This window comes from Streptomyces chattanoogensis, assembly GCF_001294335.1.
Lineage (GTDB): Bacteria > Actinomycetota > Actinomycetes > Streptomycetales > Streptomycetaceae > Streptomyces > Streptomyces chattanoogensis.
In genome coordinates this window covers 135,357-159,365 of sequence record NZ_LGKG01000001.1, presented here as the reverse complement: position 1 = coordinate 159,365, position 24,009 = coordinate 135,357, and the positions used below count along the sequence as shown (strand labels likewise).

Here is a 24,009-nt window from a genome sequence, read left to right as displayed (position 1 = left end):
GCAGCCGTACGAGAGACGATGCACCAGCCCTACCCGCTGTACGCACTCTTATGCACACCGTGGCGATCGTGCGGAAACCCGAAAAGCACAACCCGGAACGAAGGCTTCCGGGTCGGCAGCCGCATCCGCTAGCGGAACCGGTCCCGGCGCTCCTGCCGCTCACCCCGCCGCCGCTCCTGCCGTTCCCGGCGCTCCTCCCGCATCCGCTCGCGCCGGTCGGACCGCTCCTCGAGCAGCCGGCCATGCCGTTCCAGCCGTTTCTCCAGACGCCCCTGCCTCTCCTCGTGCAGCAGCTCGTGCCGCTCGCGCCGGTCGTCCCGCAGCCGTTTGCGCAGATCGCGGATCCAGGCGCCGCGCTTCGGCCTGGCGTCCACGCTGCCCAGCACCGCACACCCCTTGACCAGCACCTGCGGGGCGTTCTCGTCGTCCGCCTCGTTCGTCTCGATCTCGAAGGAGCCGAGCACGCCGGAGCCGCTGCTGCGCAGCGTCACGTTCTCCGGGACGCGGATGTCCACGCTGCCGAAGATCGACGTGGCGTTGATCTGCACCTGCTGCTGCGGGAAGACCGCCTCGGTGAGGTCGATCTCCACACTGCCGAAGACCGCGACGGCATTGATCCGTCCGGGCACCCGCCAACGCCCCTTGCGCAGCGAGGCGCTGAAGATCGCCACGAGGTTCTGCTTCGGGAGCTCGGCGGCGGGCCCGTACGCGTACGCTCCGGGCTCGGGCCGGGCGCGGATGCCGGCGCCCGCCGCGGGCAGGTCCCGCACGACGGGCTCCAACTCCCCCATGGTCTTGGCGCGGTACACGAGATCGATCCGCTCGGCGTGCTCCTCGGGATCCAGCCGGCCCTCCGCCAGCGCCTCGCGCAGGATCCCGGCGACGCGGTCGCGGTCCGCGTCGGAGGCCCTGATCTCCGCCTCGGCGGGCGGGGCCGGGGCGGCCTCGGCCTTGGTCAGCCGCACGGCCCCGGCGGGCCGCGGGCCCCTGTCGTCTGCTGCGTCCTCTACGTCCACGGCAGCAGCGTAGCGAAACGCGATAGATCGCGACTACCCCCGACGCGACCCGGTCGCCGGCGCCCACGTCAGAGGGGTGAGCCCTACCTCACAGCCATGAGCCTTACCTCACAGCCACCCCCGCCTCTCAGGGTTCTACGCTGTTGGGGCGCTGCCGTAGACGCCAGCCGGACCCCTCCGAGTAAGGAATCATCCCCAAATGCCGGAATTCGCCTATACCGACCTGCTGCCCACCGGTGAGGACAACACCCCCTACCGCCTGGTCACTTCGGAGGGTGTGAGCACCTTCGAGGCCGACGGCCGGACGTTCCTCAAGGTCGAGCCGGAGGCACTGCGCAAGCTGGCCGCCGAGGCGATGCACGACATCTCGCACTATCTGCGCCCGGCCCACCTCGCCCAGCTCCGCAAGATCCTGGACGACCCGGAGGCCAGCGCCAACGACCGCTTCGTCGCGCTCGACCTGCTCAAGAACGCGAACATCGCGGCCGCGGGCGTCCTGCCCATGTGCCAGGACACCGGCACCGCGATCGTGATGGGCAAGCGCGGCCAGAACGTCCTCACCGAGGGCGGCGACGAGGCAGCCCTCTCCCGCGGCATCTACGACGCCTACACCCAGCTCAACCTGCGGTACTCGCAGATGGCTCCGCTGACCATGTGGGAGGAGAAGAACACCGGCTCGAACCTCCCCGCCCAGATCGAGCTGTACGCGACCGACGGCGGCGCGTACAAGTTCCTCTTCATGGCCAAGGGCGGCGGCTCGGCCAACAAGTCCTTCCTCTTCCAGGAGACCAAGGCGGTCCTCAACGAGGCCTCCATGATGAAGTTCCTGGAGCAGAAGATCCGCTCCCTCGGCACGGCCGCCTGCCCCCCATACCACCTCGCCATCGTCGTCGGCGGCACCTCGGCCGAGTACGCGCTCAAGACCGCCAAGTACGCCTCCGCGCACTACCTGGACGAGCTGCCCGCCGAGGGCTCCCCGACGGGCCACGGCTTCCGCGACAAGGAGCTGGAGGACAAGGTCTTCGAGCTCACCCAGAAGATCGGCATCGGCGCGCAGTTCGGCGGCAAGTACTTCTGCCACGACGTCCGCGTGGTCCGCCTTCCCCGCCACGGCGCGTCCTGCCCGGTCGCCATCGCGGTCTCCTGTTCCGCGGACCGTCAGGCCGTCGCGAAGATCACCGCCGAGGGCGTCTTCCTGGAGCAGCTGGAGACCGACCCGGCCCGCTTCCTGCCGGAGACGACGGACGAGCAGCTGACCGAAGGCGCGGGCCCCGACCTGGACGCGGTCGCCATCGACCTGAACCGCCCCATGGACGACGTCCTGGCCGAGCTGACCAACCACCCGGTCAAGACCCGCCTCTCCCTCACCGGCACGCTGGTCGTCGCCCGCGACATCGCGCACGCGAAGATCAAGGAGCGCCTGGACGCCGGCGAGGCGATGCCGGAGTACCTCAAGAACCACCCCGTCTACTACGCGGGCCCGGCCAAGACCCCCGAGGGCTACGCCTCGGGCTCCTTCGGCCCGACGACCGCGGGCCGTATGGACGCCTACGTCGAGCAGTTCCAGGCGGCCGGCGGCTCCAAGGTCATGCTCGCCAAGGGCAACCGCTCCCAGCAGGTCACCGACGCCTGCGCCGCGCACGGCGGCTTCTACCTGGGCTCCATCGGCGGCCCGGCCGCCCGTCTCGCCCAGGACTGCATCAAGAAGGTCGAGGTCCTCGAATACGAGGAGCTCGGCATGGAGGCCGTCTGGAAGATCGAGGTCGAGGACTTCCCCGCCTTCATCGTCGTCGACGACAAGGGCAACGACTTCTTCCAGGACCCGGCCCCGGCCCCGACGTTCACGAGCATTCCGGTGCGCCAGGCCAACTGACGCCCGGCGCCTGCCCGCAGACGAACGGCCCTCACCCGCTGGGTGGGGGCCGTTCGCTCTTGATGAGGCGACCTCGTAGCCGAAGACCTGGGCACAGCCGAAGTGCCGGGCTTCGCACCGCCGTTCACCACTCTTCGAGGCGCCGGAGGAGATGACGCGCCCACAACTCCTGGACCGCGTTCATCACCGGACGGAAGGGTTGCAGCCGACGACAACTCTCGCCGTCGCGGGCATCACCTTCGCCGGTGTCGCCCCGGCCACCGCCGCGACAGCCAAGACCGCAGCCGCGAGCAGCCGCAACTGCGATGCGTACCTGCTGCGGTGGAAGCAGCACGAGAACGAGGCCGACAAGTACCGGACCCTTTACCGCGCAGAAGCGCGCAAGGCCCACCCGGACCCGGCCAAGCTCCGGCAGTACGAGGAGCTGGTGAAGCAGGAGGTCCGCACCGCTGACGTGCACCACGCGGAGTACAACAAGTGCCGGAAGGGCTGATGTCCAGGCGCCGCCGCTGAGCGATGCGGTGGTACACGCGGGCAGGCAGCTGCAGGGGCCCGGCTCCCCGGAGCCGGGCCCTCGCCCGTCCGTGCGGCGATCGGCGAGCCGGTGCCCGTATCCGGGAACAGAATCGCCGCCTCAGGTACTGAAACAGATATGAGCGAGAACAGCGATTTCGGCAGCGGTCCCGTCACCCCCGGAACCCCCGGCAGCCTCGGGAACCCCGGCCACCCCGGCGACTTCCGTATCGAGCACGACTCCATGGGCGAGGTCCGCGTGCCCGCGCGGGCGAAATGGCGGGCGCAGACGCAGCGGGCGGTGGAGAACTTTCCGATTTCGGGGCAGCGGCTGGAGCGCTCGCATATCGAGGCGCTGGCGCGGATCAAGGCGGCGGCGGCGAAGGTGAACGCGGAGTTGGGGGTGCTGGACAAGGAAACCGCGGTGGCCGTTCAGGAGGCCGCCCAGGAGGTGGCCGAGGGACGCTGGGACGAGCACTTCCCCATCGATGTGTTCCAGACGGGGTCGGGAACGTCGTCCAACATGAACGCCAACGAGGTCATCGCGACGCTGGCGAGCGAGCGGCTGGGCGGCGGCCGGAAGGTGCATCCCAACGACCACGTCAATGCCAGTCAGTCGTCGAACGATGTGTTTCCGTCGTCGATCCATATTGCGGCGACGGCGGCCGTCATCCGTGACCTGATGCCGGCGCTGGAGCATCTGGCGGTGTCGCTGGAGCACAAGGCGGCGGAGTTCGCCGAGGTGGTGAAGTCGGGGCGGACGCATTTGATGGATGCGACGCCGGTGACGCTGGGGCAGGAATTCGGGGGGTATGCGGCCCAGGTCCGGTACGGGATCGAGCGGCTGCGGGGTTCGTTGCCGCGGCTGGCGGAGCTGCCGCTGGGGGGTACGGCCGTGGGGACGGGGATCAATACCCCGCCGGGATTCTCGGCCGCGGTGATTGCGGAGGTGGCGCTGGCCACGGGTCTGCCGCTGACGGAGGCGCGTAATCACTTCGAGGCGCAGGGGGCGCGGGACGGCATCGTCGAAATCAGCGGGCAGCTGCGGACCATCGGGGTCGGGTTCACGAAGATTGCCAATGATCTGCGGTGGATGGCGTCGGGGCCCCGGACGGGGCTGGCGGAGATCACGCTGCCGGATCTGCAGCCGGGGTCGTCGATCATGCCGGGGAAGGTGAACCCGGTCATTCCGGAGGCGGTGTTGATGGTTGCGGCGCAGGTCACCGGTAATGACGCGACGGTGGCGGCGGCGGGCGCGGCCGGGAATTTCGAGCTGAACGTGATGCTTCCGGTGATCGCGCGGAATGTGCTGGAGTCGGTGCGCCTGCTGGCGAATGCGGCGCGGCTGCTCGCGGACCGGACCGTGGACGGGATCACGGCGAACGTGGCGCGGGCCCGCGAATATGCGGAGTCGTCGCCGTCGGTGGTCACGCCGCTCAACAAGTACATCGGGTACGAGGAAGCGGCGAAGGTGGCGAAGAAGTCGCTGGCGGAGCGGAAGACCATTCGGCAGGTCGTCATCGAGGAGGGGTATGTCGAGCAGGGGCTGTTGACCGAGGAGCAGTTGGATGCGGCGTTGGATGTGCTGCGGATGACCCATCCATAGCGGTGACCCGTTCACAGCGGTGACCCCTGGGGGGTTTGTGAACCGGGGCTCGTCCGCCTCCGCACCCCCGGTTCCACCCCCGTCCGCTCCCCCGCCCGTAACGTCCGGTGCGGCTCAGGTCACGGCGCGCGTAACGCCTTGGTCCTAAGCTCTGGTCATGACAGCGGACATGGTGGGGACGAGGGAAGGCGGGACGACTCGCGCGGCGGGGCGGGCCCGGCAGGCACGCTGGGCGCCCGGGGAGCAGATTCTGTGGCGTTACCGGGACAACGCCGATCCCCACCGGTTCCACATCGCCCGTCCGGTGACCGTTGTCCAGGACACCGATGATCTGCTGGCGGTGTGGATGGCGCCCGGCACCGCCGTCGTCAAGCCGGTGCTCGCCGACGGCACCCCGGTCCACCGCGAACCGCTGGCCACCCGCTACACCAAGGCCCGCCGCACCTCCCACGACCAGTGGTTCGGCACCGGCGTGCTGAAGCTGGCGCGGCCGGGCGATCCCTGGTCGGTATGGCTGTTCTGGGAGCGGGGCTGGCTCTTCAAGAACTGGTACGTCAATTTGGAGGAACCGCGGCGCCGTTGGAGCGACGGCATCGACTCGCAGGACCATTTTCTCGACATCTGCGTCTATCCGGACCGGCACTGGGAGTGGCGGGACGAGGACGAGTTCGCACAGGCGCAGCGGGACGGGCTGATGACCGAGGCCCAGGCGGCCGAGGTGCGGTCGGCGGGACGGGCGGCGGTGGCGCAGATCGGGGCGTGGGGCCGGCCGTTCGCGGACGGCTGGGAGAATTGGCGCCCCGATCCCGGCTGGCCGGTGCCCCGGCTTCCGGAGAACTGGGACCGTCCGCCGGACCCTTTGCGGTCGTGAGTACGTAAAGGCAGGCGGGGTAAGCGCGGGTGAGTGAAAGGGGCGAACCGTGGAAAGACGCGCCTATGGGTGCCGCCTTTTCCTGCGTGACGAGAAGCCGGGCCGAGCCCCCTTGCTGCGCCGGGGGTCGGCAACCGTAGGATCGTCCTCCGCAAGGCTGCACAGGCGCAACTCCAGAACGGGAAAACGAACTTGACCGCGGTCGCAGGAGGGGCGGGGTCGTGAGCGCGACAAGCTACGACGAATACGAGGGCCTGAACCGGTTAGCACTTGACCGGGCGGGACAGGCCGAGGCGTTCGATGTGGTCGGTGACCGGTACGACGAAGCCTTTCCGCACAAGGAAGGCCAGGTCGCATCGGGTGACTGGCTCGCCGGGGCGCTGCCCGACGGCTCGCGCATCCTGGATGCGGGATGCGGTACGGGCCTGCCGACCGCCCGTCAGTTGTCGGACGCCGGGCACCGCGTGGTCGGCATCGACCTCTCCCCCTCGATGGTCAAGCTCGCCCGGGACAACGCCCCCGGTGCGGAATTCCACCGGCTGGACATCGCCGATCTGCGCGGCGGCCGGCTCGGCGGACCGGGTTCCTTCGACGGAATTGCCGCCTTTTTCTCGCTGCTGATGCTGCCGCGTGCGGAAATCCCTTACGCACTGGGCCTGCTGCATGATCTCCTACGGCCTGAGGGGCTGTTGGCCCTGTCGATGGTCGAAGCGGATGTGGACGACTTCACGATTCCCTTCCTGGGCACCTCGGTCCGGGTATCGGGATACCTTCGGGACGACCTGCGCCGGGTCGTGTGCGACGCGGGTTTCGAGGTCGTCGGGGAGGATGCGTATGCGTATGCCCCGGCGAGTACGGACGTACCACCCGAGATCCAGCTCTTTTTGCACCTGCGACGCGTCTGACGCGCCTGATACCCGACGCGTCAGATATCAGGCATGCAGCCCCGGACGGATGGAATCCCACGCGTGACGGAGCACCCCACCTCCCACGAATCGCGGCGGCCGGCAGCGGCCGCCGCGCCCCCGGCGTCCCCTTTTCGGGGGGCTTCCGGGACGGCGCCGCTCGGCGCGGTTCCCGACCCGCGCAACGCCCTGCAGCGGCCCGCCGCTCCCGGGCTCGCGCCCCATCCCGGCACCGCCTTCGCGGTGCGCGGCGGTGACGACATCGGCATGGACATCGGTACAGCTTCCGGTACGGGCCTCGCTACGGGTCTCGGCATGGGTCTCGCTATGGGTGGTGGTGGCGTGCGCGGTGGCGCGCAGGACGAGCCGGCGGCGGATCACGGTCCGGCGGATCGGGACACGGCGGACGATGCGGAACGTTGTGCCACTGAGCACACGGCCGGGCGTCTGACCGGTCATCATGTGACTGACCACGCGGCCGGTCACGCCGCGGCGCGGGACGTGGCCCGTTCGTACGGGGACGCGTACCCGGATTCGTACAGGGAGGTGGCGATGCCCGTGGCCGGGCGGCCGGCCGGCGTGCCGGAGGAACGAACCGCGGCCCGCACCGTGCAGGCGGCGGGAGCGGGTGCGGTGGGCCGTGCCGAGGCGCCCGAGCCGGGCGAGGAACCGCGGGCGGGCCAGGAGCCGCGCCCCGGTGGCGACGGCATCGGCCGGCAGCGCGAGGGCGATGCCGGCTTCGTCGCCGCGGAGGCCGCCGGGGCGCAGGTGCCGCCTCCGGCGGGCCCGCCGCCCGCTCCCCCGGCCCGCTCGGCGCACCCGGGCGAGAGCATCGAGGTGGCGGCGGCCCGGCAGGCGGGCGGCGACCGGCTGCGGTTCATCGGGGCGGCGACGCGGCGGATCGCGCGCGGCATAGACCTGGACGAGATCGTGCTGGGCCTGTGCCGGGCCACGGTGCCGACCTTCGCCGACGCGATTCTGGTGTATCTGCGGGATCCGCTGCCGGTCGGCGACGAGCGGCCGACCGGGCCGGTGGTGCTGCGGCTGCGGCGTACGGACCGGATTCCGGAGGAGCCGGACACCAACGGCCACCGGATGCCCGTACTGCCCGCGCAGCCGGATCTGGGGCCCGCGATGGGCGGCAGTGCGGCGGAGCTGGCCGAGGTGCAGCCGGGCGGTCCGCTGGCGGAGGTGCTGCGGGGCGTGCGGCCGCTGTTCGGCGAGGCGCAGGCGGCGCGGACCGCGCTGCCGGAGCTGCTGGGGCCGGACACCCGGCTGCCGGGCGGGCACCGGGTGATTCTGGCGCCGCTGCGCGGGCGGCGGCGGGTGATCGGGGCGGCGGTGTTCCTGCGCCGCCCGGACCGGCCGGCGTTCGAGCCGGACGATCTGCTGGTGGCGGCGCAGCTGGCGACGCACACCGCGCTGGGTGTGGACAAGGCGGTGCTGTACGGGCGCGAGGCGTATATCGCCGATGCGCTGCAGCGCACGATGCTGCCGGACTCGCTGCCGCAGCCGACCGGTGTCCGGCTCGCCAGCCGCTATCTGCCGGCCGCCGAGACGGCGCGGGTGGGCGGCGACTGGTACGACGCGATTCCGCTGCCGGGCAGCCGGGTGGCGCTGGTGGTCGGCGACGTCATGGGGCACTCGATGACGTCGGCGGCGATCATGGGGCAGCTGCGGACGACCGCACAGACGCTGGCCGGGCTGGACCTGCCGCCGCAGGAGGTGCTGCACCATCTCGACGAGCAGGCGCAGCGGCTGGGCTCGGACCGCATGGCGACGTGCATGTACGCGGTCTACGACCCGGTCGCGCACCGGATCATCATCGCGAACGCGGGGCATCCGCCGCCGGTGATGCTGCACCGCGGCGGGCGTGCGGAGGTGCTGCGGGTACCGCCGGGCGCGCCGATCGGTGTGGGCGGGGTGGACTTCGAAGCGGTGGAGCTGGATGCGCCGGCGGGCGCGACGCTGGTGCTCTACACCGACGGTCTGGTGGAGTCGCGGATCCGGGATGTGTGGACCGGCATCGAGCAGCTGCGGGAGCGGCTGACCGAGACGGCCCGGCTGACCGGCCCCAACCCGCCGCCGCTGGAGCCGCTGTGCGACGAGGTGCTGGACATGCTCGGGCCCGGCGACCGCGATGACGACATCGCGCTGCTGGCCGCCCGGTTCGACGGGATAGCACCGAGCGATGTCGCGTACTGGTATCTGGACCCGAAGGCGCAGACCGCCGGACAGGCCCGCCGGCTGGCCCGCCGGGCGCTGGTGCGCTGGGGGCTGGACGAGCTGACGGACCAGGTGGAGCTGCTGGTCAGCGAGGTGGTCACCAATGCGGTGCGGTATGCGGAGCGGCCGATCACGCTGCGGCTGCTGCGCACCGATGTGCTGCGCTGCGAGGTGGGCGACGATGTGCCGCAGCTGCCGCGGCTGCGGCAGGCCCGGCCGTCCGACGAGGGCGGGCGGGGGCTGTATCTGGTCAACCGGATGGCCCGGCGCTGGGGTGCGACGCGGCTGAGCATGGGCAAGGTGGTCTGGTTCGAGCTGTCGATGCCGACGGGGGCGCGCGCCTGACGCCGGCGGGCGCCCGGCCCGCCGCCGTCCCCGTCCCCGCCCCCCGCACATTTCACATGCTGGACCCCGTCTGAGACCGGACGGGGTCCAACTCTTGCCGACATGCCCTCGGAGGCGTTGACTGCTTGGGTGGGACAAAAGGGACCTACCGTCCCCACCGCCCTCATCAGCACCGTCGAATGGAGGCGCTCCTCCGATGACCAGCACCGCTCGTGATGTCCCGCCCACGACGAACAACGCCGGGGTCCCGGTGGAAAGCGATGAGCACTCGCTCACCGTCGGGCGCGACGGCCCGATCCTGCTGCACGACCATTACCTGATCGAGAAGATGGCCCAGTTCAACCGCGAGCGGGTGCCCGAGCGGGTGGTGCACGCCAAGGGCTCGGGAGCGTACGGGACCTTCGAGGTCACCAACGACGTCAGCCAGTTCACCAAGGCGATCGTGTTCCAGCCCGGCAAGAGGACCGAGATGCTGGCCCGGTTCTCGACCGTGGCCGGGGAGCAGGGCAGCCCGGACACCTGGCGCGACCCGCGGGGCTTCGCCCTGAAGTTCTATACCGAGGCCGGCAACTACGACCTGGTCGGCAACAACACCCCGGTCTTCTTCGTCCGCGACACGATCAAGTTCCAGGACTTCATCCGCTCCCAGAAGCGACGGCCGGACAACGGCCTGCGCGACAACGACATGCAGTGGGACTTCTGGACGCTGTCCCCGGAGTCCGCGCACATGGTCACCTGGCTGATGGGCGACCGCGGCATCCCCAAGACGTACCGCAACATGAACGGCTACGGCTCCCACACCTACATGTGGATCAACGAGGGCGGCCAGCGGTTCTGGATCAAGTACCACTTCAAGACCGACCAGGGCATCGACTTCCTCACCCAGGAGGAGGCCGACCGCCTCGCCGGATCCGACGCCGACGTCCACCGGCGCGATCTGTACGAGGCGATCGAGCGCGGCGACCACCCGTCCTGGACGCTGTATGTGCAGGTCATGCCGTTCGAGGACGCGGCGGACTACCGCTTCAACCCGTTCGATCTGACCAAGGTGTGGCCGCACGGCGACTACCCGCTGATCGAGGTCGGCCGGATGACCCTCAACAAGAACCCGGACGACTACTTCATCCACATCGAGCAGGCCGCGTTCGAGCCCAGCAACCTGATCCCGGGCGTCAGCGTCTCGCCCGACAAGATGCTGCTCGGCCGGATCTTCTCCTACCCGGACACCCACCGGTACCGCATCGGCCCCAACTACACCCAGCTGCCGCCGAACCGGCCGCATGTGCCGGTGCACTCCTACGCCAAGGACGGCCCGATGCCCTTCGATCCGTCCCGCGCGGGCCGGCCGTACGCCCCGAACTCGTACGGCGGACCGGCGGCCGGCCCCGAGCGGTTCGATCCGTCCGCCGGCTGGGAGACCGCGGGCGACATGGTCCGCAACGCCTACACGCTGCGCCGCGACGACGATGACTGGGGCCAGCCCGGCACGATGGTCCGCGAGGTCCTCGACGACGCGGCCCGCGACCGGCTGGTCGGCAACGTCTCCGGGCATCTGCTGAACGGCGTCAGCCGGCCGGTGCTGGACCGGGCGCTCCAGTACTGGCGCAATATCGACAAGAACCTGGGCGACCGGATCGCCAAGAAGGTCGACGGAGGCTGATGCCGGGCCGGGTACACGGCACAGCGGCCCCCGCCTCGAGGCGGGGGCCGCTGTGCCGTGTACCGGTGGTGTGTACCGGTGCCTGTGTACCGGTGGTCGCGCGCGTCAGTTGAAGTCGCTCAGGCCGTTCTTTCCGCTGCCGCCGCCCGGTCCGCGGGTGGTGTCGCCTGTGGTGTCGCCCCCGGTGGTGCCTCCGGTGGTGGTGTCACCGCCGGTGGTCCCGCCGTCCGGGAAACCCGAATCGCTCGGCGACGGGTCGGTGGACTCGCTCGGGCGGCCGCTCGGCGTCGGCGGGCCGGTCGGGGTCGGGGTCCGCGACGGGGTACCGCTCGGCGTGCCGCTCGGGCTGGGGGTCGCCGACGGGGTGGCGCTCGGGGTCGGCGTGGGGGTCTGCGGGATCCCCATGTCCGCGTCCTCCAGGTCGAACGTGTCACCGGTGTTGTCGCCCAGCGCGGCCCGGGTGTAGTCGGCCCACACGATCGCCGGGTAGGTACCGCCGTTGACGCGGCCGCCGCCACCGGTCCCCTTGAGGGTGACCTGGGCGCCACCGGCCTTGGTGTCCTCACCGAACATGCCGACCGCGGTGACCAGCTTGGGGGTGTAGCCCACGAACCAGGCCGACTTGTCGTCGTCGGAGGTACCGGTCTTGCCCGCCGCCTCGTAGGCGGTGTTCTTCACCGACTGGGAGGCGGTGCCGTCGTTGACCACGCCCGTCAGCACCTTGGTGACGGTGTCGGCGGTCTTCCGGTCCAGGACCGGCTCGCCGATCGGCTTGCGCAGATCCACCTTCTCCTGGTTGTGCTCGGCGCTGACGACCAGGGCCGGGGTGACCTTCCTGCCGTGGTTGTCGAAGGTGGCGTACGCCCCGGCCATCTGGACCGGGCTGGCGCCCATGGTGCCCAGTGTCATGGCGGGCTGGACGTCCATCTTCTTGCCGTTCATGCCCAGCTTGACCGCGGTCTCCTTGACCTTGTCCAGTCCCACGTCCGCGCCCATCTGTGCGAAGACCGAGTTGACGGAGTTGTTGGTCGCCGTCTGGACGGTGATCTTCCCGTACTCGTGCTCGTCCTCGTTGGGCGGCGCGAAGGGTTTGTCGCCACCGACGACCGGACGGCGGTTGCGGCCGTCGTAGATCGTGCTCGGGGTGATCGGCAGCTTGTCCTGGGTGGTGGAGTCGTTCTCCAGCGCCGAGGCGAGGATCAGCGGCTTGAAGGTGGAGGCGGCCTGGTAGTCCTCGCGGGTGGCGTTGTTCGTCCAGTGCTCGGACTGGCCCGCACCGCCGTACATCGCGACGATATGGCCCGTTTTGGGGTCCACCGAGGCGGCACCGAGCTGGGCGTCCCGGTCGACCTTGCGCTTCTTCTTGTCGAGGTCGTCGAGCAGCTTGCGCTTGACGGACGCCTCCAGCGCCTTCTGCTTCTTCGGCTGGATGCCGAGCCTGACCGTCCAGCCGCCGGCCGCGAACTCCTTCTCGTCCACGCCCTGGGCGAAGAGTTCCTTCTTCGCCTCGGTGATGAGGTAGCCCTTCTGGCCGGTCACACCGGGCGCCGCCTGCGGCTGTTTGGGCTTTGGGAAGCGCTGCAGGAGCTCGTCGCGCTTCTCCTTGGAGAGCCAGTGCATCTCCACCATGTTGTTGAGCGTGTAGGCCCAGCGGTTCTTGACCAGCTTCTTGCCGGTCGGGGTCGCGGTCGACCAGTCGTACTGGCTCGGCGCCTGGAGCAGCGAGGCCAGATAGGCGCCTTGCGAGACGCTCAGATCCTTGGCGTCCTTTTGGTAGTACGCCTTGGCCGCGGCCTGGATGCCATAGGCACCGCGGCCGTAGTAGCTGGTGTTGATGTAGCCCTCGAGGATCTGGGACTTGGTGTACTTGTCGTCCACCTTGAGCGAGATGATGATCTCCTGGAGCTTACGGCTGACCGTCTGCTCGTCGCTCAGGTAGTAGTTCTTCACGTACTGCTGGGTGATCGTCGAACCACCCTGCTTGCCGTGTCCCATCAGGGTGTTGAGGATGCCGCGGGCGGTGCCGAACAGGTCGACGCCGGAGTCGTGGAAGAACGTCTTGTTCTCGGCGGCGACGAAGGTGTACTGGACCTTCTTGGGCACCTGGGCGAGCCGTACGACCTCGCGGTTGATGGTGCCGTCGCGGGCGAGCATGCTGCCGTCGGCGTACTGGAAGACGTTGCTCTGCTTGGCGGCGTCCTTGTTGCTCTTGTCGGGAATCTCCACATACAGGTAGAGGCCGATGAAGCCGAGCATGCCCAGCAGGATCAGCCCGAGAACGGTGCCGAGGATCTTCTTCCAGGAGAAGAGGCGACGTATGAAGCTCTTCTGCTGTTTCGGCTCAGTCTGTTTCCGCTTGGCCCGGCGGGCGCTCCCCTGCCGCGCCCGTCTCGCATCCGCTCGGCCCATTGCTCCAGCAACTCCAGTCGGTTCCGCCCCCAGGTCATTCAGCTGTTGAAGCTAACACCGCACCTGTCAACACTTACTCATCGATCACGGCTTTTTCTGGCGTGACAAACAGCACGGGACGTACGGGAACCGGAAGGGGGGTTTCGGGCATCCGGCTGGACCCGGCCAGTTCAGAGCGCTAAAGTGCTATCACTTTGATTCACCTTCGCTAGACCGGCGACATCACTTGGTGCGGCGGACATCACCCGCCGCACCCGAGGAACGGGGACCCCATGTCCGACCAGACAACCGCCGAGCCCACGGCAGACCCGGCCGTCGACGCTCCCGAGATGCCCGAGCCCCAGGTCCGCGAGACCGCGGCGCACAGCATCCCGGGCGGCCTCGCCCTGCTGCTGACCGTGTTGGGGGTGGGCCTCGGCATCGCCGCCATCAGCGTCGGCGGCGCCCTCAGCTCCGGCGACAACCGCTCACTGACCGCACCGTTCGCGATCGCCGGCGCCGTCCTGCTGATCGCCTCCTTCTTCTGCATGACCGGCGTGAAGATGGTCGCGCCCGGTGAGGCCCGGGTCATCCAGCTCTTCGGGCGGTACGTCGGCACCATCCGCACCGACGGCCTGCGCTGGGTCAACCCGCTGACCTCCGCCCGGAAGATCTCCACCCGGGTGCGCAACCACGAGACCGCCGTACTGAAGGTCAACGACGCCTACGGCAACCCGATCGAGCTCGCCGCCATCGTCGTGTGGAAGGTCGACGACACCGCCCGTGCCCTCTTCGAGGTCGATGACTTCCTGGAGTTCGTCGGCACCCAGACCGAGGCGGCGGTCCGGCACATCGCGATCGAGTACCCCTATGACGCCCACGACGAGGACGGACTCTCGCTGCGCGGCAACGCCGAGGAGATCACCGAGAAGCTCGCCCTGGAGCTGACCGCCCGGGTGCAGGCCGCCGGCGTACAGATCATCGAGACCCGCTTCAGCCACCTCGCCTACGCCCCCGAGATCGCCTCCGCGATGCTCCAGCGGCAGCAGGCCGGCGCGGTCGTCGCGGCCCGCCAGCAGATCGTCGAGGGCGCCGTCGGTATGGTCGAGTCGGCGCTGGACCGGATCAGCGAGCACGGCATCGTCGAGCTGGACGAGGAGCGCAAGGCGGCCATGGTGAGCAATCTGATGGTGGTGCTGTGCGGCGACCGGGCCGCCCAGCCCGTCCTGAACACGGGCTCGCTCTACCAGTAAAGGTCCTCTTGATGAGCACCGAACCAGGCAAGGTCCTGTGATGAGCACCGACACCCCGGAGGGCTCCGACACCGAGAGCCGGCGGCCCCCCGCGCGACGGCCGCAGCAGCGCAAGCAGGTGCTGCTGCGGCTCGACCCGCTGATCCACGACGCCCTCACCCGCTGGGCCGACGACGAACTGCGCAGCGCCAACGCACAGATCGAGTTCCTGCTGCGCAAGGCCCTGACGGACGCAGGACGGCTGCCGCGCGGGGCGGGGGCGATCCCGCGCCGGGGGCGGCCGCCCAAGCAGGCGGGCGACGGGGGCTGACCGTCGGCAGGCGGTTCGACGGCGGGACCACCCCGCCGGTCGTACGCGTCGCCGCGCTCAATGCCCCGGAGGATGGGACAAGGCGTCGGACACCCCGGTCAACGCAACACCCAGGCACCCGACCACAAGTGCCAGGCGCGGCGAGACGCGGCGGGAGAGCAGGCCCGTGGAAGCGGAGAGGGCGGCGCCCACGGCGCAGCAGGCGGTCCATACGCCGGGGTGGTCGCCTCTGCCGAGCCGGTAGAGGATCACGACCACACTCAGGGCGGCCATGACCGCGCCGATCACCGTGTGGGCCCGGTGTGTGCGCCGCTCGTCGCGGGCGACCGCCTCGTCGCGGGCCGCCGTGCCCTGCTGCTGGAAACCGGCCCGCAGTTGTTCGGTGCGGTCGGCCCCGTTCCCGTATTCCGTCATGGGCCAGGACCTTACGGTTTCCCGCGGTCGGCCGACCCGGGATTGCGTAGGATCGATGATCATGCCCATGCCACACGCATCCCACGCATCGCCGTCGCCCGACGCCATCGTGCTGCGCCGCAGCACGCTGAGGCTCGTTCCCCACTTGGTGTTCTGTCTGCTCCTGGTCGGACTGGGCCTGGCGGGGCTGGTCGGCCTGGTCGTGGCAATCGCCCAAGGGACCCTCGGCGAGGCCGAGGGCGTGGAAGTCATCGCCCTGGTGAAGGGTGTGCTCGGCGTGCTCTTCATGATGGCGCTCGGCGTGCTCGGCGCGGTGCTCGGCATGGCGATCTGGGCGGGCCGGCGCACGGCGGTCATCGTGGACCGGGCAGGCGTGTGGCTGGACAACGGCAAGGCGCGGCAAATCGTCCCCTGGGACGTACTGGCCGGAGTCGGCATGTACTGGAGCCGGATGAACCGGAGGGTGAAGCAGCACTCCATCGAGCTCTGCCCCAGAGGCCCGATCGACGACCGCGATCCGGTGCTCTGGACCACGGTCCGCGACGAGGAGCCGATCGGGCCCGGACTGCCCCGCCTGCGCTACCGGTTCCCGCTGCGGCCGGGGACCCAGGACCGGGCGAGGGCCGCGATCCAGCAGTTCGCCCCGGCGCACCTCTGGCTCGGTGAGGTGCAGCGCGAGCCCGGCCACATCGGCCGTCCGGATATGAGCCGCCGTCCCCCGCGCTGACGCGCCGCCCGTGGCGCCGTGGTGCGGCCGGAACCGCCCACCGGACGTTGCGCGGGAAGATCACGCCCGCTATACAACCCGCGTATACACGAGCGATACACCCACGACGTAAGGTGGTCGGCATGTCAATCGGTCATACGCTGCTGGGCCTGCTGGAGTCCGGCCCCCGCCATGGGTACGACCTCAAGCGGGCCTTCGACGCACACTTCGGGCACGACCGGCCGCTGCACTACGGCCAGGTCTACTCCACGATGTCCCGGCTGCTGAAGAACGGCCTGGTCGAGGTGGACGCGGTGGAGCCCGGCGCGGGACCGGAGCGCAAGCGGTACGCGATCACGGACGCCGGTGTCACGGACGTCGCCCAGTGGCTCGCCCGCCCCGAGAAGCCCGAGCCCTACCTCCAGTCCACCCTCTACACCAAGGTCGTCCTCGCGCTGCTGACCGACCGCAACGCCGCCGAGATGCTGGACACCCAGCGCGCCGAGCATCTGCGGCTGATGCGCGGACTGACCGAGCGCAAGCGCGGCGGCGACTTCGCCGACCAGCTGATCTGCGACCACGCCCTGTTCCACCTGGAGGCCGATCTGCGCTGGCTGGAGCTGACCGCCGCCCGGCTGGACCGCCTCGCAGAGACGGTCCGGGCATGACCCCCGAGGGATCCCTGCTCTCCGCCGAGGCGCTGCACAAGGCGTACGGGGCGACGCCCGCGCTCGACGGCGCGGAATTCTCCGTCCACCCGGGTGAGGTGGTCGCCGTCATGGGCCCCTCCGGCTCCGGCAAGTCCACGCTGCTGCACTGCCTCGCCGGGATCATCCGCCCGGACTCCGGCACGGTGCGCTACGGCCCGCACGACCTGACCCGGCTCAGCGACGCCCAGCGCAGCGCCCTGCGCCGCTCCGACTTCGGCTTCGTCTTCCAGTTCGGCCAGCTGGTACCGGAGTTGACCGCACTGGAGAACGTCGCGCTGCCGCTGCGGCTGAACGGCGCCAAGCGCAAGGAGGCCGAGCGGCAGGCCCGGGAATGGCTGGAGCGGCTGGAGGTCGACGCCGTCCACGGGCAGCGCCCCGGCGAGCTCTCCGGCGGTCAGGGCCAGCGCATCGCGGTCGCCCGCGCGCTCGTCACCCGCCCGCGGGTGATCTTCGCCGACGAGCCGACCGGCGCCCTGGACTCCCTCAACGGCGAACGCGTACTGACCCTGCTGACCGATGCCGCCCGCGACACCAGCGCCGCGGTCGTGCTGGTCACCCATGAGTCCCGGGTCGCCGCCTACTCCGACCGCGAGATCGTGGTGCGCGACGGCAAGGTCAAGGACATGCTGGCGGGCCTGATATGAGCCGGGTCCGCAGATGAACGCGATCCGCCGGGTCCGCAGCGGTCCGGCGGTCTGGGCCCGCGATCTTGCCATGGGCATGCGGTTCGCGGCCGGCGGCGGGCGCGAGGGCTGGATCCGTACGGCCCTGACGGCACTCGGCGTGGCGCTGGGAGTGGCCGTCCTGCTGCTCGGCGCGTCCGTACCGTCCCTGACCAGCGCCTGGCACGGCCGAGAGAAGGCACGCGAGAACCTCGGCCAGCGGCATGAACCCAGGCCCGCCGACCACACCCTGCGCTACGCCTCGGCCGACACCGTCTACCGCGGCGCGCAGATCCGCGGCCGCCTGGTGCGGCCCGACGGCGCGCATCCGCCCGTACCGCCGGGCATCCGGCGCCTTCCCGGCCCCGGCCGGATGCTGGTCTCGCCCGCCCTCAAGGAGCTGCTGGAATCCCCCGAGGGGAAGCTGCTGCGCGACCGGCTGCCTTACCGCGTGGCCGGTGTCATCGGCGACGAGGGGCTGCTGGGCCCGCAGGAACTCACCTATCTCGCCCGGCCGTCCGCGCTGCGCGAGAACGCCGGCTACCGCATCGACCACTTCGGCAAGGCATGGGACTCGCCGCCGATGCGGACGCCCGTGGTGCTGCTGGTGATCATGACGTGTGTGGCGCTGATGATGCCGGTCATGGTCTTCATCGGCACCTCCCTCCGTATCGGCAACGAGCGCCGCGAACAGCGGCTGGCCGCGCTCCGCCTGGTCGGCGCCGATGTCCGCACCACCCGCCGGATCGCCTCCGGCGAGGCGCTGTTCGGCTCGCTGCTGGGGCTGGCCGGGGGCGCCGTGCTGTTCCTGGGCGGGCGGCAGTTCGCCTCGCCGATCACCCTGTGGGACGTCAATGTCTTCCCGTCGGACGTGGCGCCGGGCCCGCTCGCCGCCGCGGCGATCGCCGTGCTCGTCCCGGCGGCCGCGGTCCTGGTGACGCTGATCGCCCAGCGCGGCATCACCGTCGAACCGCTCGGCATCGTCCGCAACCGCCCGGTGCTGCGCCGCCGGGTGCTGTGGCGGTTGGCGCTGCCCGCCCTGGGCGCCGTGCTGATGCTCCCGGCGGCCGGGGTGCCCTGGACCGACACCGGCCTCAACACCCTTCGCCTCGCCGTCGGTTCCATGCTGCTGCTGTTCGGGGTCACCGCGCTGCTGCCCTGGCTGGTCGATGCGGTGGTCGGGCGGCTGCGCGGCGGCCCGGTTCCCTGGCAACTGGCCGTCCGCCGCCTCCAGTTGAGCAGCGGCCCGGCCACCCGGGCGGTCGGCGGCATCACCGTCGCGGTGGCCGGCGCCATCGCCGTCCATATGCTGATGACGGGGATGCAGGCCGGCTACGCCCAGGCCTACGCCCGCTCCGGCAAACTTCCCCAGGTCGGCTACTGGTCCGGCGAGGACGACTGGCCGCGGGCCCAGCGGGCGCTCGGCGCGCTGCGGGCCACGCCCGGAGTGACCGCCGCGCGGGGTGTCATCGACGCGTCCGCCGGACGGCTGCCCCGGCACGACGCCTCCTCCGGGTACGACCCCTCCCGGCATGTGTCCCTGGCCGTCGGCAGCTGCGCCGAACTGCGGCGGCTGGCGCAGCTCCCCTCCTGCCGCGACGGCGATGTCTTCGTCACGCACGCCCGGGGCAAGGGCCTCGCCCCCGGAGCGACGGTCGACCTCGCCCCGCCGGCCGGCATGGGCCCCCCGCCGCCCCCCAGCCCCTGGAAGATCCCGGGAACGGCCCGTACCGCCCGCGTCCTTGCTCCCCCCGCACAGGACGCCGGCCCCTTCGTCGACACGGCGTACGACCTCCTGGCCACACCCGCCGCGCTCCCCCCGTCCCGGCTCCAGAACCCCCTCCTGGAACTCCGGATCGACTTCGACCGCGGCACCCCGGACGCCCTCGAGCACCTCCGCAACACCGCGGCCCGCATCGACCCGACCCTGAGCGAGTACTCCCACCTCGACAACCCCCATGACCAGCAGCTCTCCAGCGTCCGCAGCGGCATCTTCATCGGCTCCGTCATCACCCTGCTGCTGATCGGCGCGGGCCTGATCATCTCCACCGTCGAGCAGCTCCACGAGCGCCGCCGGCTGCTGTCCACCCTCGACGCCTTCGGCACCCGCCGCACCACCCTGAGCTGGTCGGTCCTGTGGGGGACCGCCATCCCGGTCGCGCTGGGGCTCGGCCTCGCCCTGGGCTGCGGGCTGGCGCTGGGGGCACTGCTGCTTACCCTGATCGACAGCGCGGTGGTCGTGGACTGGCCGGTGGTGGCGGGGATCACCGGTATCGGCGCCGGGGTGATCCTGTTCGTCACGGCGCTCAGCCTGCCGCCGCTGTGGCGGATGATGCGGCCCGACGGGCTGCGGACGGAATGAGCAGACGGAGTGAGCGGGGGGATGAGCGTGCCCGTGCCGTACGACCGGACGGCGCCCGGCCGGCGGGGACCGAAGGCCGTCCTCTGGTGCCGCGACCTGGCGATGGGCGCCCGGTTCGCCGTCACCGGCGGCCGTAAGGGCCTGCTCCGTACGGCCCTGACGGCACTGGGCGTCGGCCTGGGCGTGGCCGTACTGCTGCTCGCCGCCGCCATCCCGAACGCCATGAACGCCGCCTACGGCCGCGACCGGGCCCGCTCCACGGTGCCCGCGGCCGAGGGCTCCGGCCCGACGGACCGGACGCTGCTGATCACCACTCAGAACTCCGGGTACCGCGACCAGCCGGTCCACGGCCGGGCCGTCCGGGCGGAGGGACCGCACGCGCCCGTCCCACCAGGCCTGTCCCGGGTGCCCGCGCCCGGCGAGACGGCTGTCTCCCCCGCCCTCGCCGACCTCCTCGCCTCCCCCGAAGGCGCCCTGCTCAAGGAACGCTTCCCGGATCTGCGGATCAGCGAACGGATCTCCGACGCCGGCCTGGCCCACCCCGACGAGCTCCTCTTCTACGAGGGCACCGAAGCGCTGAGCGGACCCGGCGAGGACGTCGAGCGGATCACCGGCTTCGGGGAACGCAACGACGGATTCCGGTCCAGCCCCCTGGTGGTCCTGGCCATTCTCGTGGGCTGCGTCGCGCTGCTCGCACCCGTCGCCGTCTTCCTCGCCACCGCGGTGCGGTTCGGCGGGGAGCGCCGCGACCTGCGGCTGGCCGCCCTGCGCCTGGTCGGCGCCGACCGGGCGACCACACGCCGGATCGCCGCGGGCGAGGCGCTGGCCGGGGCGCTGCTCGGCCTGCTCACCGGCACCGCACTCTTCCTCGCCGTCCGCCTCCCGCTGTCCACCGTCACCCTCGGCAGCCTCGGCTTCTTTCCCTCCGACGTGGTACCGGACGCCGGTCTGGCGGCCTTCGTCGCCCTGGCCGTCCCGGGCTGCGCGGTGGGCGTCACCCTCTTCGCCATGCGACGGGTCGCCGTCGAACCGCTGGGGGTGATCCGCACGGCGCCGCAGCGGTGCCGCAGGCTGTGGTGGCGGCCGCTGCTGCCGGTGGGCGGGGTGGCGCTCCTGCTGCCGCAGGCCATCGGCGGGTTCCACTCCAACGATGCGGCCAACATCCAGGTGATGCTCGGCACCGCGCTGCTCCTCCTGGGCGTCGCGGCGCTGCTGCCCTGGCTGCTGGGCGCGGCGGTGGCCCGGCTGGGCCGCTCCGGGCGCGGCGGACCGTCCTGGCAACTGGCCGTGCGGCGGCTCGGGTTGAGCGGCACCACCGCCGCCCGCTCGGTCAGCGGGATCACCGTGGCGGTGGCCGGGGCCATCGCCGTACAGCTGCTGCTGGCCGGCATCGACGCCAAACTCCCGGCGGAACCCGTCCCGCACTCCCTGTGGACCACGGTCCTGGCCCGCGACGGCGTGCTACCCGCCGCCCGCGCCCACGAGATGTACGCCCGGCTCGCCGCGGCCGACGGCGTCCGCACCGCCCACGGCCTCATCACGGCGCAGGTGGGCCCGGCCGGGACACCGCCCGGCACCGACCCCCGGGACCCCGACGCCGAGCCCTACCCCCTGACCGTCGCCGACTGCGCCGCCCTGCGCGAACTGGCCCGCCTCGGCTCCTGCTCCGACGGCGATGTCTTCCTCGTCAGGGGCGGCGCCGACGCCGTCCCGCACCCCGGGGAACGCCTGACCCTCACCCCGCCCGCCGGCCACGGCGCACACCACCGCCCCGCCACCTGGACGGTCCCGGCCACCGCCCGCCACGTCGCCGCCCGCGACTCCGCCCCGCCCTGGCTCACCGGCCCCGGCCTCCTCGCGACCCCCAAGGCGCTGGACGCCACCCGGCTGGACCACTTCCACGTCGGCGCTTTCCTGCGCCTCGACCCGGACAGCCCCGACGCCATCGAGCACGTACGCAACGCCGCCGCCCGCATCGACTTCCGCATCGACCTGGTGAACTTCGAGGGCGGCGGCGCCCGCGACGACGGCATCCTGGCCCTCACCCGCCACGGCCTGACCGCCGGCGCCCACGCCGTCCTCCTCCTGATCGGCTGCGGCCTCCTCCTCACCACCCTGGAACAACTCCACGACCGCGCCCGCCTGTTGTCGGCCCTCGACGCCTTCGGCACCCCCCGCGCCACCCTCGCCCGCTCGATCCTGTGGCAGACCGCCGTCCCGGTGGCCCTCGGCCTCACCCTGGCCCTCGCCTGCGGCCTCTCCCTGGGCTGTCTCCTCCTCCACATGGCCAACGGCCCCTTGCAGCCCGACTGGCCCGCCATCCTCACCCTCACCGGCACCGCCGCCGTGGTCATCCTGGGCGTCACGGCCCTTTCCCTGCCGCTCCTTTGGCGACTGATGCGGCCGGAGGGCCTGCGAACGGAGTGAGCCGGTGTCCTCCGGAGCGGCGCGGCGTTCTTGACCTATGACGGCCCGGCCGCCCCGTAGCGAAGAGGATTTGTATGCGCACCCGCACCGCCCCGACCCTGCTGGACGAAGTCGACTGGCTGATGGAGCGGGTGCCGGGGGCGCGGTTCGAGGTGTTGGGGGGTGAGATTTGTGTGACGCCGTTGGCGGATGCGTCGCATGCGGGCGTACTGACCGACCTCGTGCTCCTCTTCATGGAAGCAGGCCTGCACGGCGAGACGACGCGAGTCGTCCAGAAGCTCGCAGTGTGGCTGCCCAGCGGCCCGTACGACTTCGCAGTCCCCGATCTCTCCATCGCCGAACCTTTCCGCGGCCACGAAGTCGAGTACAACTGCTGCGACCCGGCCATCTTCCGCTTGGTCCTGGAGGTGACCTCGAACAACTACGGCAATGAGCTGCGGTCGAAGGTCGTTGCGTACGCCGATGCCCGGATCCCCGTATACGTGATCATCAACCGGCGGGACGAGCGCATCCACGTGCTCACCGATCCCTCCGACGGCGAATACCGCAGCCACCACATCCACGCCCCCGGCGAGCGCATCACGCTCCCGGGTTCTATCGGCGCGGAGGTCGAGCTCGATGTGGCGGCGCTTCTCGAAGCCGCCCGTCGACGACTGCAGGCGCCTGACCCCACGCCGCTAACCCCCCACCACCCGCACCGGCAACAACCGCATCGCCTCCCGCAACGCCCCCGCGAACTCCTCGAATTCCGCCGACCGGGCCGCGCCCGTCCGCATCACGAGGGCGATTCTCCGCGACGGCTGCGGGTCCGCGAAATAGCCGGTCGTCAGCAGATCGTTACGGGCCGTCTCCACCCGTAGGGCCGTACGCGGCAGCAGTGTCACCCCGAGTCCGCCGGCCACCAGCTGGACCAGCGTCGACAGGCCGGCCGCGGTCGTGGTCACCGGGGCCCCCTCGTCCCGGCCCGCCTCGCGGCAGATGTCCAGGGCCTGGTCGCGCAGGCAGTGGCCCTCGTCCAGCAGCAGGAGATCGAGTTCCTTCAGCGCCTCCCTCGGGATGTCGGCGCGGCCGCCCAGCCAGTGCTGCTTGGGGGCGACCAGGACGAAGTCCTCGTCGAAGAGCGGGAGTTCGGTGACCTGGGGGACGCCCAGGGGGACGGCGAGGAGGAGGAGATCGAGACGGCCCTGGGTGAGGCCTTCGAGCAGCGAGGCGGTCTGTTCCTCGTGGACCTGGAGGTCGAGGTCCGGGTATGAGCCGTGGGTGAGCCGCAGGACCGTCGGCAGGAGATACGGGGCGACGGTGGGGATGACACCGAGGCGCAGGACGCCCGTGAAGGGGGCGCGGGCCGCCTCCGCCTCCTCCATCAGCTCCCCGACGGCCTCCAGGACGGTACGGGCACGGGCCGCCACCCGCTCCCCCGCCGGCGAGAGCAGCACCTTGCGCGTCGTACGCTCCAGAAGCTGCACGCCGAGCGCCTCCTCCAGCGCGGAGACCGCACCGGACAGCGCGGGCTGGCTCATACCGATCTCGGCGGCCGCCTCGCGGAAGTGCAGCTGCTCGGCCACCGCCACGAACGCCCGCAGCTGGGCCAGGCTGGGCTGGCGGGGCCGGCTGCCCGGACTCACCGGTTGCGCCACTGATAACCACCTCCGATCAACATCAACAAGTCTAGCTATTTCCCTTATCAATGTCTCCTGTGGCACTGTGTGACCCGTCCAAGCCCCAAGGAAAGCCGCCGATCCCCCAAAAGGGGAAAATCGCA

General features: G+C 71.0%; 18 protein-coding genes and 1 pseudogene. 15 read left to right on the top strand and 4 right to left on the bottom strand.

Annotated elements, in window-relative coordinates:
• Positions 1 to 128 precede the first annotated feature (128 nt).
• Entirely contained in the window at positions 129 to 959 is an 831-nt protein-coding gene (locus ADL29_RS00670) for a DUF1707 SHOCT-like domain-containing protein (protein WP_425424190.1), read from the bottom strand.
• A gap of 256 nt (positions 960 to 1,215) precedes the next feature.
• On the opposite strand from ADL29_RS00670, the gene ADL29_RS00665 reads away from it, so the two are divergent.
• The 7 genes from ADL29_RS00665 (at position 1,216) to ADL29_RS00635 (ending at position 11,015) form a co-directional block, all read left to right on the top strand.
• Positions 1,216 to 2,889 (top strand): fumarate hydratase, encoded by a 1,674-nt coding sequence (locus ADL29_RS00665; RefSeq protein WP_053921854.1) that lies wholly within the window; start codon positions 1,216 to 1,218, stop codon positions 2,887 to 2,889.
• Between the two features lie 151 nt (positions 2,890 to 3,040).
• Positions 3,041 to 3,382 carry a hypothetical protein gene (locus ADL29_RS00660; RefSeq protein ID WP_157878351.1) on the top strand — a complete coding sequence of 114 codons (342 nt, stop codon included), beginning with the start codon at positions 3,041 to 3,043 and terminating at the stop codon, positions 3,380 to 3,382.
• Between the two features lie 159 nt (positions 3,383 to 3,541).
• On the top strand, positions 3,542 to 5,008 hold the full coding sequence (locus tag ADL29_RS00655; RefSeq protein ID WP_078970634.1) for a class II fumarate hydratase: 1,467 nt from the start codon (positions 3,542 to 3,544) through the stop codon (positions 5,006 to 5,008).
• A gap of 157 nt (positions 5,009 to 5,165) precedes the next feature.
• Positions 5,166 to 5,879: a cytidylyl-2-hydroxypropylphosphonate hydrolase gene (gene fomD / locus ADL29_RS00650; RefSeq protein WP_078970633.1), complete on the top strand. Its 714-nt coding sequence runs from the start codon at positions 5,166 to 5,168 to the stop codon at positions 5,877 to 5,879.
• Positions 5,880 to 6,100: 221 nt separating this feature from the next.
• Complete coding sequence (locus tag ADL29_RS00645; RefSeq protein ID WP_053921851.1) at positions 6,101 to 6,784, top strand: class I SAM-dependent DNA methyltransferase; 684 nt, start codon at positions 6,101 to 6,103, stop codon at positions 6,782 to 6,784.
• A gap of 315 nt (positions 6,785 to 7,099) precedes the next feature.
• The gene (locus ADL29_RS00640; protein ID WP_425424189.1) at positions 7,100 to 9,355 is read left to right on the top strand and encodes a SpoIIE family protein phosphatase; all 2,256 of its coding nucleotides are present in this window, start codon (positions 7,100 to 7,102) and stop codon (positions 9,353 to 9,355) included.
• Positions 9,356 to 9,551: 196 nt separating this feature from the next.
• Positions 9,552 to 11,015, top strand: coding sequence for a catalase (locus tag ADL29_RS00635; RefSeq protein WP_053921849.1), 1,464 nt, complete (start codon positions 9,552 to 9,554; stop codon positions 11,013 to 11,015).
• Between the two features lie 105 nt (positions 11,016 to 11,120).
• On the opposite strand, the gene ADL29_RS00630 is transcribed toward ADL29_RS00635, so the two are convergent.
• Positions 11,121 to 13,424, bottom strand: a complete 2,304-nt coding sequence (locus tag ADL29_RS00630) for a transglycosylase domain-containing protein (protein WP_053921848.1) — start codon at positions 13,422 to 13,424, stop codon at positions 11,121 to 11,123.
• Positions 13,425 to 13,696: 272 nt separating this feature from the next.
• On the opposite strand from ADL29_RS00630, the gene ADL29_RS00625 reads away from it, so the two are divergent.
• Positions 13,697 to 14,656, top strand: a complete 960-nt coding sequence (locus tag ADL29_RS00625) for an SPFH domain-containing protein (RefSeq protein ID WP_053921847.1) — start codon at positions 13,697 to 13,699, stop codon at positions 14,654 to 14,656.
• Between the two features lie 40 nt (positions 14,657 to 14,696).
• Positions 14,697 to 14,966 (top strand): type II toxin-antitoxin system antitoxin, encoded by a 270-nt coding sequence (locus tag ADL29_RS00620; protein ID WP_046926220.1) that lies wholly within the window; start codon positions 14,697 to 14,699, stop codon positions 14,964 to 14,966.
• A gap of 57 nt (positions 14,967 to 15,023) precedes the next feature.
• Here the strand turns inward: ADL29_RS00620 and ADL29_RS00615 are convergent, their stop codons facing one another.
• Positions 15,024 to 15,380: a hypothetical protein gene (locus ADL29_RS00615; protein WP_053921846.1), complete on the bottom strand. Its 357-nt coding sequence runs from the start codon at positions 15,378 to 15,380 to the stop codon at positions 15,024 to 15,026.
• A gap of 67 nt (positions 15,381 to 15,447) precedes the next feature.
• Between ADL29_RS00615 and ADL29_RS00610 the strand changes: the two genes are divergently transcribed.
• From ADL29_RS00610 to ADL29_RS44385, 6 genes and pseudogenes are all read left to right on the top strand, one after another.
• Positions 15,448 to 16,107, top strand: coding sequence for a hypothetical protein (locus ADL29_RS00610; RefSeq protein WP_245689085.1), 660 nt, complete (start codon positions 15,448 to 15,450; stop codon positions 16,105 to 16,107).
• 122 nt (positions 16,108 to 16,229) lie between these two features.
• Entirely contained in the window at positions 16,230 to 16,754 is a 525-nt protein-coding gene (locus ADL29_RS00605) for a PadR family transcriptional regulator (RefSeq protein ID WP_053921845.1), read from the top strand.
• Entirely contained in the window at positions 16,751 to 17,440 is a 690-nt protein-coding gene (locus ADL29_RS00600; RefSeq protein ID WP_046926223.1) for an ABC transporter ATP-binding protein, read from the top strand. Before ADL29_RS00605 ends, ADL29_RS00600 begins: the two co-directional genes overlap by 4 nt.
• Before the next feature lie 13 nt (positions 17,441 to 17,453).
• Positions 17,454 to 19,820 (top strand): FtsX-like permease family protein, encoded by a 2,367-nt coding sequence (locus ADL29_RS00595; protein ID WP_053921844.1) that lies wholly within the window; start codon positions 17,454 to 17,456, stop codon positions 19,818 to 19,820.
• Between the two features lie 21 nt (positions 19,821 to 19,841).
• Positions 19,842 to 22,247, top strand: coding sequence for an FtsX-like permease family protein (locus ADL29_RS00590; protein ID WP_078970632.1), 2,406 nt, complete (start codon positions 19,842 to 19,844; stop codon positions 22,245 to 22,247).
• Positions 22,248 to 22,321: 74 nt separating this feature from the next.
• Positions 22,322 to 22,810 (top strand): annotated as a pseudogene (locus tag ADL29_RS44385) (Uma2 family endonuclease); the annotation flags it as partial.
• 114 nt (positions 22,811 to 22,924) lie between these two features.
• Here the strand turns inward: ADL29_RS44385 and ADL29_RS00585 are convergent.
• Positions 22,925 to 23,884, bottom strand: a complete 960-nt coding sequence (locus ADL29_RS00585) for a LysR substrate-binding domain-containing protein (RefSeq protein WP_078970631.1) — start codon at positions 23,882 to 23,884, stop codon at positions 22,925 to 22,927.
• Between the last annotated feature and the right edge of the window lie 125 nt (positions 23,885 to 24,009).